This window comes from Thiomicrospira sp. ALE5 (assembly GCF_900112445.1).
Classification (GTDB): Bacteria; Pseudomonadota; Gammaproteobacteria; order Thiomicrospirales; family Thiomicrospiraceae; genus Thiomicrospira.
The window spans coordinates 1,288,595-1,305,489 of the sequence record NZ_FOYY01000003.1; the positions used below are offsets into that span (position 1 = coordinate 1,288,595).

Here is a 16,895-nt window from a genome sequence, read left to right on the forward strand (position 1 = left end):
AAAGCGAACTTATTCAGGTTGATACAATTTGGCTAAAATCTCTTTAGCACCTGCATCTAACAAGGCTTGACCAATTAATCGACCCAAGCCCTCTGCCTGCGAAGCCGGCGCACGTCCTTCCATCTTGATCATTCTGGAACCATCCGGTTCAGCGACCAAACCCCGCAACCAAACTTGGTCATTCTCAAGCAAGGCAAAACCACCAATGGGGACCTGACAACCACCATCTAAACATCGGTTCATCGCGCGCTCGGCCTTGACGACTATTTCTGTAGCTGGATCATTTAACACCGCAATTAAATCCTGTGTTTCAGTGTCACCAGCAAGGGTTTCAATACCGAGTGCACCCTGAGCGACAGCAGGTAAAATCTGTTCAGGTTGCATCTTACAACGAATGCGCTCATTAAGCTCTAAGCGTTCCAGTCCAGAGGTAGCCAACACAATGGCATCATATTCGCCAGCATCTAATTTACCCAAACGGGTGCCGACATTACCACGCAAAAAGCGAATGTCTAAATCCGGACGCAAGGCTTGAAACTGTGCCTGGCGTCGCAAACTCGACGTGCCTAAAATAGCGCCCTGTGGCAGCTCATCTAAACTGGCATACTTATTGGAAACAAACGCATCGGATGGATCATGCCGCGCCATAATCACACTCAAATCAAACCCATCAGGCAATACCATCGGTACATCTTTCATCGAATGTACCGCCAAATCAGCATAACCAGCTAACATTTGCTCTTCTAGCTCTTTGGTAAATAAGCCTTTACCACCCACTTTCGCTAATGGCACATCTAAAATCTTATCACCGCGCGTACTCATTGGCACTAGCGTCACCGTTAAACCAGGGTGCGCTTTTTCTAATTCCGCTTTTACAAATTCGGCTTGCCATAAAGCGAGGGGACTTTTTCGGGTAGCAATACGCAACTGATCTTTCATGAACTATCCTTTTGTTTATTCGTACCATACATTTTACTCAAATAGTGCGCGCAAATTTCGTTAAAATAAAAACACAATAATAGGAGGACAAGAACATGTTTAAAAAATTAGTTGCTATGGCCTTAGCACTGGGGTTGTTAGCGGGTTGCAGCCAAAAAACGGAAGCCAGTCAATTAGTCGAAATGAATAACTTTCATTTTGTGGCACAGCAAGCACGTGCTAAAAACATTCCGATCATGATTATGTTTACGGCTTACCATTGCGAATTCTGCAGCCAAGTAGATGCGGCGGTACTTTCACCGATGGTTCGCGGCGGCATGTATGATGGACACGCAATGTATATGCGCAAAGTCAGTACTGACCACAGCCGCGATATTGTGTTCTCCCCAGAGGAACGCCTATCTAAATTTGATTTTGCTCGCATGTACCGCGCTGATATCACGCCCACAGTGATATTTGTTGATTGGCGCGGGCTGCCTGTTGCAGAACCCCTTGTTGGCAGTAAAGATGTGCAACTTTATGCTGCCATGATTCATCAGCGCTTAAATGTCGCCTATGAACGAATGGGCAATCCCATGCGCCTACCTGCAAATCCAGAAGACATGCGCCGTCCCTAATTCAAACTAACATTGAGAAGTTATGAGCCACAACATCAATCAAGAAAAATTATCGAGCGGTCGCTTTACTGAGGCGACCGATGCATTCGTAGAAGAGTTTACGGCCTCCATCCAATTTGACCAACGCATGTATCGCCAAGACATACAGGGTTCAATCGCACATGCCAGAATGCTATACAAAATTGGCGTCCTCGATTCAAAAGAGGAAGATGCCATTATTAAAGGCCTTGAACATATTTTGAGTGAAATCGAAAACGATCAAATGCATTGGTCGATTAAGCAAGAAGATATTCACATGAATATCGAATCGCGCTTAACCCAAATGATTGGCGTGACCGGAAAAAAACTGCATACCGGGCGCTCGCGTAATGATCAGGTCGCCACCGATATTCGGTTATATGTGCGTGACCAGATTGATCTAATTCAACAGGATCTGCGTCGTTTACAAGCCGGTTTAGTTGAGTTAGCTGAACGCGAGGCTGATACCATTATGCCCGGCTTTACCCACCTGCAAACGGCTCAACCCGTCACCTTTGGTCATCACATGCTAGCTTGGTATGAAATGCTGGTACGTGACGAAGAACGCTTGCTCGATTGTCGCAAACGAGTAAACAGCTTGCCATTGGGTTCCGCTGCGCTAGCTGGCACCACCTACCCCATCGATCGTGAATATACCGCAGCGTTACTCGGTTTTGATCGCGTATGTCAAAATTCGTTGGATGGCGTGTCTGACCGTGATTTTGCTATTGAGTTTACAAGCTGGGCCGGCATCTTTATGATGCATTTAACCCGCTTTTCTGAAGAACTTATTCTTTGGTCATCGGCACAGTTTCAGTTTATTGATTTACCGGATCGTTTTTGCACCGGTTCGTCAATTATGCCGCAAAAGAAAAACCCCGACGTACCTGAGCTAGTGCGGGGCAAATCCGGTCGCGTCTATGGCCACCTGGTCAGCTTATTAACCCTAATGAAATCTCAACCTTTGGCGTATAACAAAGACAACCAAGAAGACAAGGAGCCCTTGTTCGACACAATCGACACGGTTCGGGGGTGTTTACGCGCATTTGGTGACATGATGCCGGCATTAGAGGTCAAGCATGACAACACCTATACTGCCGCGCGTAATGGTTTTGCTACCGCAACGGATTTGGCCGATTATCTGGTATGTAAAGGCCTTGCCTTCCGTGATGCGCATGAAGCGGTTGGCCTAGCGGTTGCTCACGGCGTTAAAACCAATCAAGACTTAGCAGATATGTCTTTGGCAACATTACAAGGCTTTTGTGAAGTCATTGAACAGGATGTATACGACGTATTAACCTTGGAAGGTTCGGTTAACGCTCGTAACCATTTAGGTGGTACGGCGCCGGCACAAGTACGGTACCAAGTATCCCAAGCCAGAGCACGTTTAGCGTCTTAATTAAAAATTACTGAAATTTAAGCCTAACCCCCGACGTTTTAAAAACCTTAAAACGTCGGGGGTACCGCATCCAGTTCACTTTGATTATCTGCTTTAGCAGATGTTTTTTGGGCTTCATTAAATAGCTGCATCGCCAATAACAAATGATTAGCGAGTCCGCGCCAATACATCTCATCATTCATAATAGATGTTGCAATATAAGCACTCAACGCTCTTTGACGAATATCTTGATCTAGCCCCGCTTGCACTTGACGACTGGTGTCATCAATTTGCTGTTGCCAATGACTAAAAAACGCCGCCATTTGATCACTAGGTAGCGGCTTATCAGCCTGCATGTGTCGGCGCAAAGCACGCAAGAGTTTGGCTAGGGCAATACGCATCATGTCATATTTTTGGCGCACCGCTGCCTGATCACTGACGCCATAACGCACTAAGTTTTTATGCATGTGCTTAATGGCTTTCACTGCTTGTACCGAATTTAAACTAGCACGACGCAACTGATAAAGGTTCTCGGTCACTGATTCCGGTAAACCTTGCTGTTGTGCTTGACCAATAAATTCGACAATCGCATTATGCAGGTTTTTAACTTTTTGCTCATAATCGCCATCCAAATCTAACGGCATAAAGCGACGGGTATTTTGCACCGCTGTCGTTAAGGATTCCTCTGATTCAATGACCGAACGGCGCAAGCCAATCCCTTGTGCAATCAAGCCATAACTATTATCAAATAAATGCCCCACTTCAAGCGCCACCGCTTGGCGTGCGGTATCACCACTACTTATAGCAGAAGCAAGTACGAAGCGTGGCTGTTCGCGGGCTACCTGCTTTTCACTGACCCAACACGTTAATCCATCGGCTAAATTTGGCACAAAAGGCCATAGCAACAGCACGCCGGTTAAATTAAACAGCGTGTGAAACAACGCCAGTTTTAATAAATAATTATCTGGAGCAATACCCAGCAGGCCTGCTAATCCATCCACCAACCAAACAAAGACATTAATGAACACAATCGCAATAAGTGCGGTGCCAATATTAAAAACAACGTGAGACCAAGCCAAACGTTTACCCCAGGCATTGGCCGCCATCGCCCCAATCACAATAGTAATCGTACTGCCTAAATTGGCACCTATCGCCAGAGCCAAGGCATTTTCATAGCTCACTTGACCGGTGGCCAGCGCTGAAATAATGATCAATAAACTGGCATGACTCGATTGCATAATGGTGGTGATAATCATGCCAATCAGCGTAAACACCAACACACCTAACAAGCCGGTCATCGCATAGGCACTGAGATCAAAGGTACCTTGCAGGCTTTCAAAGCCGAGCTTCATGTAATGAATGCCTAAAAATAAAAAGGCAATCCCTAATAAAATTGCCCCTAAGCCGCGCAGTTTTTGACCTTTTTGTAATTGCAGCAGCACGCCAATCACTAATAAAGGCAGTGCATAGGCCGCAATATCAACTTTGAGTCCAAACCCCGCCATCAACCAGGCACCCGTAGTGGTGCCTAAGTTCGCACCCATAATAATACCGATGCCAGCGGCCAAGGTAATCATTTGCGCACTCACAAACGACACAGTAATCAAGGACACTAGACTGCTCGATTGCATTAGCGTGGTACTTGCCAAACCAAACGCCACACTTTGCGATTGACGCGCGGTCGATACCTTTAAAATCCGCTCTAAAATGCCACCGCTTAACGCCTTAAAACCATTTTCTAATAGCGTCATTCCAAATAAAAACAGCGCGACGCCCGCTGCGACTTGGGTAAAGTCCTGGCTCCATATCATTAAGCTAAACAAGCTCAAAATAAGCGTAATCAGCAAAATTTGTTGAATTGATAGCCTGGTCATTATTCCACTCATTGTTCAGCGACCCATTGATCCAAGATTTGATAGGCAATTTTACCTGAGCCGAGTAGCGGAATCTGCTCGCGCCAATAAATCATTTTTGGCCAAGCCAATTCATTAATGCCTGCTTGCGCAAGTGCCTGTTGCACCTGCCCCAAACTCAAATGCGCATCGCTGGACACCAACACCACCTTCTCACCTTTTTTAGCATCACTCACTCTGACGGCGACCACCAGCTTATCCTCGGCTAACAAGGGCGTAAGCGCTTGCTCTATCGCCACCAGCGATACCATTTCACCGGCAATTTTGGCAAAGCGTTTTGCACGCCCTAATAACCAAATAAAGCCCTGCTGATCAATGCGCGCCAAATCGCCGGTGTCATACCACCCATCCGGTGGCGCGACTAACTCACCTGGTGCCGTTTCAAACCAATAGCCCAACATGACATTCGGTCCTTTAATCCATAAGCGCCCGCCTTCAGCCAAGCCCTCTACCGGCTCTAAGCGACACACCAGGCCTGGTAATAAGCGTCCAACACTGCCATCTTGTCGGGCTTGCGGTGTATTAACTGCGACCACTGGCGAGGCTTCGGTCACGCCATAGCCTTCTAAAATGGTTTTACCAAACTTTTGCGCATAGATTGCACGCGTTTGCTGGCTTAGCGGCTCAGCCCCGGCCACGAGCACTTCAACCTGATTGAAATCATAGGGATCGGCTTTGCGCGCATAGCCTTTGTAAAAGGTATCGGTGGCAAAAAACACTCTGGCATTCGACTGATAAACCGCCTCAGGAATTTGATGATAGTGCAGCGGACTGGGATAGAGGGTCAATTTGGCACCCGCCAACACCGGCCATAGCAGGCCTGCTGTTAGGCCAAAACTATGAAAGGTGGGTAAGGCATTAAATACACCATCACCCGGCAATAACGCAAACTGACTGCCCACCTGTGCAATATTGGCCAATAGATTTTGATGCGATAACACCACCGCTTTTGGCGCGGCTTCCGATCCCGAGGTAAACAACACCACCGCCGGGTCGGTCGGTGCTTGCTGATAGCCAGGTAACTTGCGGCTTGGCACACCCAGCGCGCGCAACTTGTCTTTAAGACCAATGGTTTCGCGGATATCTTCTAAATAAATCCATTCGATATGGGCAGCAAGCGCCTGTTCAATCGCTTGCAGGCCTGCTAATTCAATAAACCGACGTGAAGTGAGTACCTGGGTCAATTGCGCTGTTTTACAAGCCGATATAAGCGCGGCTTCGCCAGCAGTAAAATTCAGCATTGCTGGTAACTTGGCCTGACTTTGGAGCGCCCAAAAGGTGACCAATACGCCGGCCGAATTCGGCAACATCACCCCGACAGTTGGATGCGGGTGGTTGGCGGCCACGCTTGAGTTTAAGCTGGCGGTTAATTTGACACCCAATACCCGTGCCGCCAAGCGCGCCTTTTTGTAGGTCAATTGGGTGCCTAACGCATCCTCCACACCCTGCCAACGTCCTACCGGCCATTGAGTCGTCACCGCATGATCAAACGCCTGCCACAAGCTCATGGGGTGCCAGCGCGCGTTAAAATGACTGGCTTGCAAACGCTGCATCATCACCTGCTGATAGGCTAGATGACGCGCACGTCCCTTAAGCTGTGGTTCAATCTGCAAGGGTTCCGCGGCACTTAAAGTTAAGGTAATGTGCGGTCGGCGTAATCGGCGCAGCCACCGCACTCGACCATCTAGGTAAGAGGCTTGACTCCACTGCGCGCCTTCAATATGCACTGCCAGTACTGCCGCACCGGTTTTATCCGCTACCAGGCCTGCACCAGAATAGACCTTCATTAAACCGCTCTGGGTGCTAATCCGCCCTTCCGGAAAGATCATCACCTGCTCACCCGCTTCGAGTGCTTTAATTAAATGCTTTGCTGCCATCGGACTATGTAAATCGGTCACCACATAACGCCCTAGACTCAACAGCCGCGTGCGCCACCAGCCCTGAGTATGACCGGCATCAATCATAAAGGTAGTCGGACCCGGAATAAACCCATCTATCAGCGGGCCATCTAACAAGGACACATGGTTGGCCACAATAAGTAACGGACGGTCTTTTGGCCGTTGTTCATAATGCTCAAGACCGCGCACCTCAACGCGATACCAGTGTTTAGCCCAAAACCTAATCACCCCACGGATGAGTTTAATCCACCAGGCCTGCTGCTGATCACTGTGATTATTCATATCTGTTCCTCATCATTTGCCCGCTGGATAAGCCAGGCTGTCTGACCAAATCGCCACGCCACCCATAGCGCCATTAGCATAATCATAACGGCAAGCAGGCCTGCTAGTTGTGGCCAAGTTAAACCGACACTATAACCCAACATCAAGGCTAGCGCTGAGGCGACCATCCAAAGCGCATTCATCACATTATTGAGCGCGAAGGCACGTGCTCTAGCCTGAGCCGGCACTTGTTTTTGTAATTGCGTATAGAGTGGCACACTATATAGCCCCCCTAATAACGCGATGATGGCTAAATCGACACTCACCCGCCAGGCCGTAAGATCACTAAAAAAGACACTTGGATATACGAGTGCTTGCGGCTCAGCTTGATAGCTTAACCAAGCTGCATCGGCCAAGACCAGTGCCATTAACCCCAACCACCAGGCCTGCTGACGCCAACTCAGCCAGCGCAGGCTAGCACGCAACCCAGCGCCGATACCAAAACAAAGCGCAAAGCCGGCAAGCCAGATAATCGCCACCTGCTCATTGCCGCCCAGACTTTGCACCCAGTGCGGCAACTGACTTAATAAAGTTGCGCCAATAAACCAAAACAAGGAAATAGCGATGACTAACCGCCCACGACCATCGCCCCAACCCTGCCACACCTGATGCATACTCGACCAGTAACCCAGCCCAACCTTCGGCGACAACAACCTTGATGAATCGGTTTGTGTCCGTGGCTGGACTAAAAAACTGGCGCCAACGCCCAGCAATGCAACAATAATGATCCCTACAGATAAAAGTAGCAAATTGTAGTCATTAAGTGCGCCCAAACCACCTAACAAGGTACCTAATAGAATTGCAATAAAGGTGGAACCGCTAAACCACGCATTAGCTTGCATCCACCGAGATGGCGCCACCCGTTCCGGAATAATGGCATATTTAATTGGCCCAAAAAACGCCGACTGCACCCCCAGTGCCGTCACCGCCACTAACAGCCAAAGCAGTTGTTGGCTAATCAGCGCCCAAGCTGCTAGTAATGCCAAGCCAATTTCTGCCAACTTGATCAGCCGAATTAAGCGTACCTTGTCATAATGATCGGCCAGCCGTCCTGCCCAGGGTGAAATCAGCATAAAGGGTAATATGAATAGACCGGCGGCGACACTTAACCAAAAACCGGCATCGGCCTCACTGACCAGTCGGTAACTAATCAGAATGGCCACCGCGTTTTTAACGAGATTATCATTGAATGCGCCCAAAAACTGCAGGCTGAAAAGTGAGAGGAAGGCTTTATTAAGTAAAGGCTTATCGGTTAAGCGCTTAAGCACGAGAAAGACTCAGAAGTAGCACGCGCACTGTGATGAAAATATCCATCGGATCGGAGCATAAACGAGTCTATCCCTCACTCATAATCCGTTTGCGCTCCATAATGGCTCGCTTGAGCACCGGAACAATCTTATACTCCATCTGGCTCAATGCTTTTTTTACGGTAATTTTTTCATTAAGCTTTAGATCTTCCTCTAACTCTTGCCTTTTAATTGAGGGCAAGTTTTTTAGAATTTTTTCTTTTACGCGGCCGCTGTTATCAATCCGTACTAAGATAATAACCTGCTTGGTTGTCAAGTCAGCCAACATCATTTGAACAGTCGCGTTTTCCATATCGACAATACGCAACGCAATTTTACGATAACCCGCTAAACTACGCTCTAATGACGCTTCATCTTCTGGCGTCAATTGCTTCACACGATAGTCCATTAGATCAACTAATTGTTTAACCGCATCCTGAGGCATTGAAATGATGACATGACCTAGTTCAACCAGTACCGACTTGTCATCTTTACGTTTTAGTTTAACGTCCAAAGTTCATGATTCCTATTTATAAATAAGCCGAATTATCATAAAAAAATTCAATTTCACCGTTGTCTTCTAACTCATAGATACGCTTGATAAACCGAAACAGGGCTTCTGTTTGCGCTTTTTCGGGGGGTAACGGTACACTTGACATATCTTGGCGCATTTGTGTTTCTGCAAAGGCGCCCATTTTTTCAAGTGCTTTATTTTTCAACGCGTTATCTTTTGTTAAACATAACCATACCCTTAAGTCTTCTCTACTCACGTTATCAAGAAGCTTAGACCAATCATTAGGAGCCAAGGCATCTAACTTTCTGGTCATCGCCAGATAGCTGTTGAACATAGCACTTGAATTATCAGCAGACGCTGAAGCGCCATATTTAAGGGTGATTCGTAACAAATGAGTGGTAAATCGATCCAAACGCACAATAGCGTTGCCCATTTGAACAAGCCACTCGTTGTCATTTACCTTTTGCATACCAACTTTCATCTTGTGTCCTGATTTTGAGTCATAATGACTTCAACCCGCCTATCCAAAAAATAATTGGCAAAATCGCCCTCTTCTGTAATCGGCATAGAATCGGCGCGTCCTTCAACTCGCAAAGATCTATTCTGGATAAAACCCTGATCAAGCAAAAACTCACCCACCGCAGCTGCACGTGACGCCGACAAGTCCCAGTTAGTTCGATATTGTTGACCCCCACTTAAAGGCACACGGTCAGTATGCCCTTGTACTAATAAATCAAGGTCATGATATTCACGTAAAAACGATAGGTTAAGCAACTGTCGCCTGAACTCTGGCATTAACTGTGCACGACCAGAAGGAAACAAGGCTTCGCCTTGAAAACTAAGCGCTATCGTTAAAGCATCTGGGTCAACATGGATCTCTACATTTTGTTCTTGCTCAAATTCCTGCTCAACCCGCTCAACTAACTCTTCAAACTGCTTACTTTGCTGGTTATCCTCTTCAACAATTGAATCGGGGTGCAGTTCAATCAAGGAAGTACCGTCAAACTCTAAAACACTGCTGCGCTGATCACCAAACACACTTTGCAATGACGCCGCAACCTGTTGAAACTTAAAATCGTCAATAGAACTCATCGCATAGAGTAATGCAAAAAAAGCCATCAGCAGACTCATCAAATCTGCAAAGGTTACCATCCAACCAGGCGCACCTTTTTTACATGGCTTAGCTGGAGGACACTTGTTCTCACTCACTCCGCCACCTCAGGCAACTTATAAAAATCGTGCGTTAAATAGGGTTTAACCATTTCACGCATAATCATTGGAGATTGAGAGTTTTTAATAGACAACAAGCAAATCGCAATAAGTTCTTGCTCGTGAACGGTAACCGATTGCCAAGACGCTATTTTTTCCGCCATCGGAATAAAAGCCGCATTGGCTAGAATCGCACCATACAGCGTGGTTAATAGCGCAACAGCCAAAGCCGGGCCGATCATTTCAGGGTCATCAAGGTTACCCATCATCAAAATCAGACCAATCACCGTACCAATCATACCGAATGCGGGGGCGGCATCCGCCAACGAATCAAGCACTGATTTACCACGTTGCGCCTGATTGATTAGGTTTTGAATCTCATCACTTAAATACTTTTCTACCGAGCGTGCATCAGGCGCGGCTAACATAAACGCTAACCCTTTATCATAAAACTCATTACCAGCAGATTCACCTTCTATAGAAATAAGGCCTTCGCGACGCGTCTTTTTTAAAAACTCTTCAGTCGTATCAACTAACTGAGCCAGGTCTGTAACCTCTTTTCGTCCTTTGGACGCAAGCATGGCCGTTTTAAAGCCCTTAACAAGATCTTTAGGCGGGAATTTAGCAATAGATGCACCGATGGTGCCGCCGATAACAATCAAAAAAGACTGGGCGTCAATAAAGGTGCCTAAACCTCCGCCCAATACCATTGCCAGAATGATAAAAATAAAAGAGAGGGTAATCCCGCCAAACATCAACATTGCTGAAATCTCACTTTAAACATTATGCAGCCTTTATACCAGAATGACGTAATAATGCATCAATCTGTGGTAACCGACCTCGAAAATTTTTAAATAATTGCATAGGGTCTACCGAACCACCCGCAGCTAATATCGTTGCTTTAAAACGCTGACCTGTTTCTGAGTTTAAAACCCCCGTTTCTTCAAATAAACTAAACGCATCAGCAGATAGCACTTCGGCCCATTTATAACTAAAATAACCTGCCGCGTAACCACCAGCAAAAATATGATTAAAACTGTGCGCAAACCGATGATATTTTGGTGGAAGAACCACCGCGACTTCATCACGTACTCGCTCCATCAACGTGACCACATCTTCAGGTGACTCTGGCGTGTATTCCAAGTGTAAAATAAAATCAAACAATGAAAATTCAACTTGCCGCAATAACATCATCGCAGACTGAAAATGACGAGAAGCTTGCAGTGCCTCTAACAAATCGTCCGGCAGGCGCTCATCTGTTTCATGATGTTTAGCAAATAAATCTAAACTTTCACGCTCCCAGCAAAAATTTTCCATAAATTGTGATGGTAATTCTACCGCATCCCAAGGCACGCCACTAATACCTGAAACATTCATCGCGTCGATTTCGGTAAGCATATGATGGAGGCCATGGCCAAACTCATGAAACAAAGTGGTGACTTCATTGTGCGTTAAACAGGCTTGCTGACCCTCGACTGGTGGTGAAAAGTTGCATACCAAATAAGCCACAGGAAGCACCAAATCAGTAGATGATTTGCGCCAACGACTGCTCACAACATCCATCCATGCACCACCGCGCTTGTTTTCTCGAGCATAGAGATCCAAATAAAAGCCAGCGATCTCTTGTCCATCTTCATTGCGAATGATGTAAAACCTGACGTCTGAATGCCAAACATCGACGCCTTCAACAGGCTCAATTTTAATGTTAAATAATCGCGTCACCAAATTAAACATACCTTGCAATGTATGCTCTACTTCAAAGTAAGATTTTAAAATCTCTTGAGACAGTGATAAGCGTTGCTCTTTAAATTTTTCACTCGCATAACTCATGTCCCAGGGTTCAAGTTGCGAAATGCCTAGGTTTGCTTTAGCAAATAGTTGTAACTCATCTAATTCCTGCGCCGCTTGTGGCTTAGCCTTAGTCGCTAAATCACGTAAAAAGGTCAACACTTGCTTGGGTGTACTCACCATCTTAGTCGCTAAAGAATAATCCGCATAACTGTTAAAACCTAAAAGCTGCGCTTTTTGATGCCGTAATGCCCTAATTTCGTCAATTAAATTGGCATTGTCAAACTCAGGAAAATCGCTTTGATCCGATGCCCGTGTGGCATAAGCATGGTAAAGCGTTTCACGTAAAGCGCGATTGTCTGCATAGGTCATCACCGCATGATAACTGGGAAAGTCCAGTGTCACTCGCCACCCTGTTAGCGCTTTTTGCTGGGCATATTGTGCTAATAAATTCATTGCCGACTCTGGCAAACCCGCCAGTTGACTGGGATCGGTGATATGCATCGACCAGGCCTGCGTGGCCTTTAAAACATGGCTACCGAACTGACTGGACAGCTTTGATAGTCGACTTGATATGTCCATGTATTCTTGTTGCGCAGCTTGCGGCAAGTTAATACCTGACAGACGGAAATCTCGTAATGCATTGTCAATTACTTTTTGTTGTGCAATAGAAAGCGTTGCATACTCTGGGCTCGCAGCCAGGGATTCAAAGCGACTAAAAATACCCGCGTTTTGACCCCACTCAGTAAAAAATTGCGTCACCGCGGCTAAACAACGTTCATAAACCTCATGCCACTCATCCGAATAACACACGGAATCTAGATGTCCTACAGGCCCCCATCGTTGCTCAAACCGGCGATAGATGACTTCAATAGGCTGGACTAGATTTTTCCAAGTAGCTGGCTCTGACTCACTCACAATTTTAGCTAGTTGCAGCCGACTATCAGCAATAAGTTTGTTGATATCCGTTTCGATAACCGTTATGTCTAGAGCAGAAAAGCTGGGTAAAGAATCAGCAACTGCGCAATTTTTCATAGCCACTCCATTAAGTATCATAATAATTATAACGGACGCCTAGGATATAACTTGATAGGCGGTTGATTAAATGTACCACAAAAGGTAAAAAATAATGAAGACTGCTGGATTTAAAGCTATCATTCAAACTTATTCAATTAATTTAAAGTATGAAACTTTGTTTAACTTTAAGAAGTCAAATCTAAGTAATCGCACTAACTGAAAAAAATGATAGCTACTTGACCATTAAGATAATTAATTTATGAACATTCGTTTACCAGCCATCAAAATTTTCTTCATTTTACTGCTGAGCCTCTCTTTCCAAGTTGTAGCATCAGAGCAGGCTGACAAGCCAACCCTTGTACTGGGAGTGCAAACTTTTACTGACAAAAGTGCCACACTTTATGAATGGACACCTATTGTTGACCATCTTAACCAACAACTACGTTCGGTAAAATTGGAACTTAAAGTATTCTTTTTAGAGGAGCTCAATCAAGCCGTTGCAAATAAGCAAGTTGACTTCATTCTGTCTAACCCTCAAGCCTACATTAACCTTGCTGTTACCCAAGGACTATCTAGCCCGCTCGCCAGTCTAATGAACCTAGTGGATAACCAACCCGTTCGCATGTTTGGCGGCATTATTGCAACACGACAAGACGCAAGCCATATCAATACTTTTAAAGATATTGGTCGTAAAAAAATTGCAGCACCCACTACAGAGGGCTTTGGTGGCTTTCTAATGCAAAAGCGCGAATTACGCAATCATGGTATCCACATTCACCCATCGCAGGTTAAGACAACGGGCTCGCAAGATCTAGCCATTTTTACACTACTCGAGGGTAATGCGGATATTGCGTTTGTCAGAACAGGTGTCATAGAGTCCTTGACCCAAGCAGGTAGGATTCCACCAGACAGTATCAAAGTTTTGGGACAGCAGCCTGGTCACACTTTTCCGCTTATCCTGTCTACCCAGCTTTACCCTGAATGGCCACTCAGTGCACTTGACCATGTAGATATGTTTTATGCATCCGAGGTAACAGCTAAGTTTTTAGCCATCCCTTACGGTCATTCAGCGCTTGAGCGCGCCAACATATATGGTTTTAGCATTCCAATTGATTATGAACAGATTAGACAGCTGATGATTGAATTAAATGTTCCCCCTTATGACAAAACGGGTACGGCTTTAATGACCCATATTATTAATCAGCATCGAATGACTATAAACATCGGTGTCTTTACACTGGTTTTATTTATTATTATGTTAGCTGTAATCTTATTTTTTAACTATCGACTAAAACGCAGTAATGATCAATTGATTGAGCGCGATGCCGATTTGCGCATCGCAGCCGTAGCCTTCGAAACCCAAAAAGCAATCATGATTACCGATAGATTTGAGCAAATTATCAGAGTGAACTATGCATTTTCAGAAATAACGGGCTTTAGCAGCGACGAAGTGATGGGAAAAACACCCAGCATACTTCGTTCAAGAAAACATAACAAGACCTTTTACGCAGATGTTTGGCCGCAGATTTTAACAGATGGAAGCTGGCAGGGTGAGGTTTGTAGCCAGCGTAAAAATGGTCAAGATTTTCCAACGTTTCAAGTGATAAATGCCATTAAAAACAATCAAAATGAGATCACACATTTTTTATTTGCATTTAACGACATCTCTGAACAAAAACGAACGGAACAAAGCTTTTTTGAATTGGCGTTTTATGACCCATTGACAGGCTTAGCTAACCGACGATTGCTTGAAGACCACATAGACAAAGCTCTCGCTGCGGCAGAACGACATCACCATTTTTGCGCACTAATGTTCATCGACCTCGACCACTTTAAAAATCTTAATGATTCTATGGGGCACAATTTTGGTGATGAATTATTAAAACGAGTGGCCCGCCGTTTGCAGCGGTGCGTGCGTAAAGAAGATGTTGTCGCCAGGCCTGGTGGTGATGAGTTCATTATTCTTATGCAAAACCTTAGCACCGAGGAAAGCGAGGCGGCTAATCAAGCCTTGTCAATCGCAAACAAGATTATTGAACAATGCAACCGCGCCTACACGCTATCAGGTAACCGCTACACCATCACGGCCAGTTTAGGCATTCACTTGTTTAGCTCTGGGGATCACACATCCATTGAACTGATGAAACGCTCGGATCTCGCTATGTATCAGGCGAAAGAACAAGGTCGCAATGCTGTGCGCTTCTTTGATCCAGATATGGAGAAAAAAGTTGAGAACCGTAGTCAACTTGAACACGACCTTCGCCAAGCGATTGATAATAGAGATTTTCTGCTTTATTACCAAAAAAAGGTCAATGCCCAACAAGATACCCAAGGTTACGAAGCGCTTATTCGCTGGCCACACCCAGAAAAAAATATGATTTCGCCTGCCGATTTTATTCCTGTCGCAGAAGAAACTGGGCTAATCATTCCGATTGGAGACTGGGTTATCGAGCAAGCCTGTCAAACGCTAAAAAGGTTTCAACAAAACGATCAAACGAAAGCACTAACCTTGTCAATTAATGTGAGTATCAAACAATTTAGACAGGCTGATTTTACTGACAAAGTGATTCAAAAAATCAAGCATTATCAAATTGACCCCTCAAAACTAGAACTCGAAGTCACGGAAAGTATGTTGATGGATAACCTTGAAGATACGGTTGCTAAAATGAAAGAACTTAAAACCTTAGGGGTGCAGTTTTCATTGGATGACTTTGGCACGGGCTATTCATCACTTAGCTACCTTAAAAACCTGCCATTAAGCGCCTTAAAGGTTGATAAATCTTTTGTTAGAGATATGCTAGTCGATAAAGAAGACGCTGCTATTGTTGAAACAATCATTGCACTGGCAAAAACACTTAAACTGCAGGTTATTGCGGAAGGTGTTGAAGAAGTTGCACAAGTTGAAGCCCTTAAACTGCTTGGCTGTGACTTATATCAAGGTTTTTTATACAGCAAACCTCAACCGCTCGACTAATTAGTAAGTAGGTATATTTATGTCTTTACACCCACTCGCACAATACATTGATAATGTTCAAGACTTTCCTAAACCAGGTATATTATTCCGCGATATCTCGCCACTGCTTCGTGATCACTTTAATGCGACTATTGATGCAATAAGCACATTATATACAGCTGACGAATGGCAACAAATAGATAAGCTAGCGGGTATTGAATCACGAGGTTTTATTTTTGCAGCAGCGCTAGCCTACAAACACCAGAAAGGTTTTATCAAAGTACGCAAACCCGGCAAGCTCCCAAATGTTCATGCATCGATTGACTATGGCTTAGAGTACGGCAAAGACTCATTGCAAATGCAAAAAGGCGACGGCTCTCGCATTTTAATTCTGGATGACCTAATTGCGACCGGCGGCTCACTTAATGCCACTTGCCAACTCTGCGAACAAGTAGGTTACAAGATTGCGGGCATGGCCTGCGTTATCAATTTAACAGCGCTTAATCAGTTTGAATATCAAGGACAGACAGTACGCTCAGTCATTGAATATCAAGATTAAATCATATTGGTTACACGATTGAGCCTAGTGGCTTCCCTTGATTCATACAAACAAGGTATGTAATACTATAACTAAACAGTATTAGGAGGTTTCATCATGAGCACTACAATCAATCCTGCCATGCAATCTATGGCATCGCTACAAATGGGGCGCATGATAAATCCAGAGTCTGCCAATACAAATACTTTGAACGCGTCGCAATCTGCGACTGACTCGATAGAAAATGAACAGCAACCGTTTGCAGCCACACAGGTCAATCTTAACAGCACACCTGAGTCTGCTCCCATAGACTATTTAAATTTGCAGCCAACACAACAAGTCAGTGAACCAGTCAACGTTGAAAATGCTACCACTGAGCAAAACAATATGACATCAGGTTTAACCTATGCTTCTGCATTACAGGCTGAATCAAACTTCTTTGGCATGCAAACTGGCGCAGCTGATCTTTCATCATCTACTTCAATTAGTGCTGATGCATCTTAATT

The 16,895-nt window shown here is 45.1% G+C and carries 14 protein-coding genes; 5 read left to right on the forward strand and 9 right to left on the reverse strand.

The window, feature by feature from the left end; all coding sequences use genetic code 11:
* Positions 1-9: 9 nt before the first annotated feature.
* Positions 10-939 (reverse strand): hydroxymethylbilane synthase, encoded by a 930-nt coding sequence (gene hemC / locus BM293_RS06280; protein ID WP_093447654.1) that lies wholly within the window; start codon positions 937-939, stop codon positions 10-12.
* Positions 940-1,034: 95 nt separating this feature from the next.
* Between hemC and BM293_RS06285 the strand changes: the two genes are divergently transcribed.
* Both BM293_RS06285 and argH read left to right on the forward strand, forming a co-directional pair.
* Positions 1,035-1,556 (forward strand): thioredoxin family protein, encoded by a 522-nt coding sequence (locus BM293_RS06285; RefSeq protein WP_093447656.1) that lies wholly within the window; start codon positions 1,035-1,037, stop codon positions 1,554-1,556.
* A 22-nt stretch (positions 1,557-1,578) separates the two neighbouring features.
* A complete protein-coding gene (argH, locus tag BM293_RS06290; protein ID WP_093447658.1) occupies positions 1,579-2,973 on the forward strand; it encodes an argininosuccinate lyase in 1,395 nt (464 codons plus the stop codon).
* Between the two features lie 47 nt (positions 2,974-3,020).
* Here the strand turns inward: argH and BM293_RS06295 are convergent, their stop codons facing one another.
* The 8 genes from BM293_RS06295 to BM293_RS06330 form a co-directional block, all read right to left on the reverse strand.
* A complete protein-coding gene (locus BM293_RS06295; protein WP_093447660.1) occupies positions 3,021-4,826 on the reverse strand; it encodes a Na/Pi cotransporter family protein in 1,806 nt (601 codons plus the stop codon).
* Positions 4,827-4,834: 8 nt separating this feature from the next.
* Entirely contained in the window at positions 4,835-7,045 is a 2,211-nt protein-coding gene (locus BM293_RS06300) for an AMP-binding protein (protein ID WP_093447662.1), read from the reverse strand.
* Positions 7,042-8,352, reverse strand: a complete 1,311-nt coding sequence (locus BM293_RS06305) for an MFS transporter (protein WP_093447664.1) — start codon at positions 8,350-8,352, stop codon at positions 7,042-7,044. Before BM293_RS06305 ends, BM293_RS06300 begins: the two co-directional genes overlap by 4 nt.
* A gap of 67 nt (positions 8,353-8,419) precedes the next feature.
* On the reverse strand, positions 8,420-8,884 hold the full coding sequence (locus tag BM293_RS06310) for a FliG C-terminal domain-containing protein (protein WP_093447666.1): 465 nt from the start codon (positions 8,882-8,884) through the stop codon (positions 8,420-8,422).
* Positions 8,885-8,900: 16 nt separating this feature from the next.
* A complete protein-coding gene (locus tag BM293_RS06315; RefSeq protein ID WP_093447668.1) occupies positions 8,901-9,365 on the reverse strand; it encodes a FliG C-terminal domain-containing protein in 465 nt (154 codons plus the stop codon).
* Positions 9,362-10,093 (reverse strand): OmpA/MotB family protein, encoded by a 732-nt coding sequence (locus BM293_RS06320; protein WP_093447670.1) that lies wholly within the window; start codon positions 10,091-10,093, stop codon positions 9,362-9,364. The genes BM293_RS06315 and BM293_RS06320 overlap by 4 nt, the downstream gene beginning before the upstream one ends.
* The gene (locus tag BM293_RS06325) at positions 10,090-10,854 is read right to left on the reverse strand and encodes a motility protein A (protein WP_093447672.1); all 765 of its coding nucleotides are present in this window, start codon (positions 10,852-10,854) and stop codon (positions 10,090-10,092) included. Before BM293_RS06325 ends, BM293_RS06320 begins: the two co-directional genes overlap by 4 nt.
* Positions 10,855-10,876: 22 nt before the next feature.
* Positions 10,877-12,916 (reverse strand): M3 family metallopeptidase, encoded by a 2,040-nt coding sequence (locus tag BM293_RS06330; protein WP_093447674.1) that lies wholly within the window; start codon positions 12,914-12,916, stop codon positions 10,877-10,879.
* 241 nt (positions 12,917-13,157) lie between these two features.
* Between BM293_RS06330 and BM293_RS06335 the strand changes: the two genes are divergently transcribed.
* The 3 genes from BM293_RS06335 (at position 13,158) to BM293_RS06345 (ending at position 16,893) form a co-directional block, all read left to right on the forward strand.
* The gene (locus BM293_RS06335; protein WP_093447675.1) at positions 13,158-15,872 is read left to right on the forward strand and encodes an EAL domain-containing protein; all 2,715 of its coding nucleotides are present in this window, start codon (positions 13,158-13,160) and stop codon (positions 15,870-15,872) included.
* A gap of 19 nt (positions 15,873-15,891) precedes the next feature.
* Complete coding sequence (locus tag BM293_RS06340; RefSeq protein ID WP_093447677.1) at positions 15,892-16,410, forward strand: adenine phosphoribosyltransferase; 519 nt, start codon at positions 15,892-15,894, stop codon at positions 16,408-16,410.
* Between the two features lie 96 nt (positions 16,411-16,506).
* Entirely contained in the window at positions 16,507-16,893 is a 387-nt protein-coding gene (locus tag BM293_RS06345; RefSeq protein WP_093447679.1) for a hypothetical protein, read from the forward strand.
* The last annotated feature ends 2 nt before the right edge of the window (positions 16,894-16,895 follow it).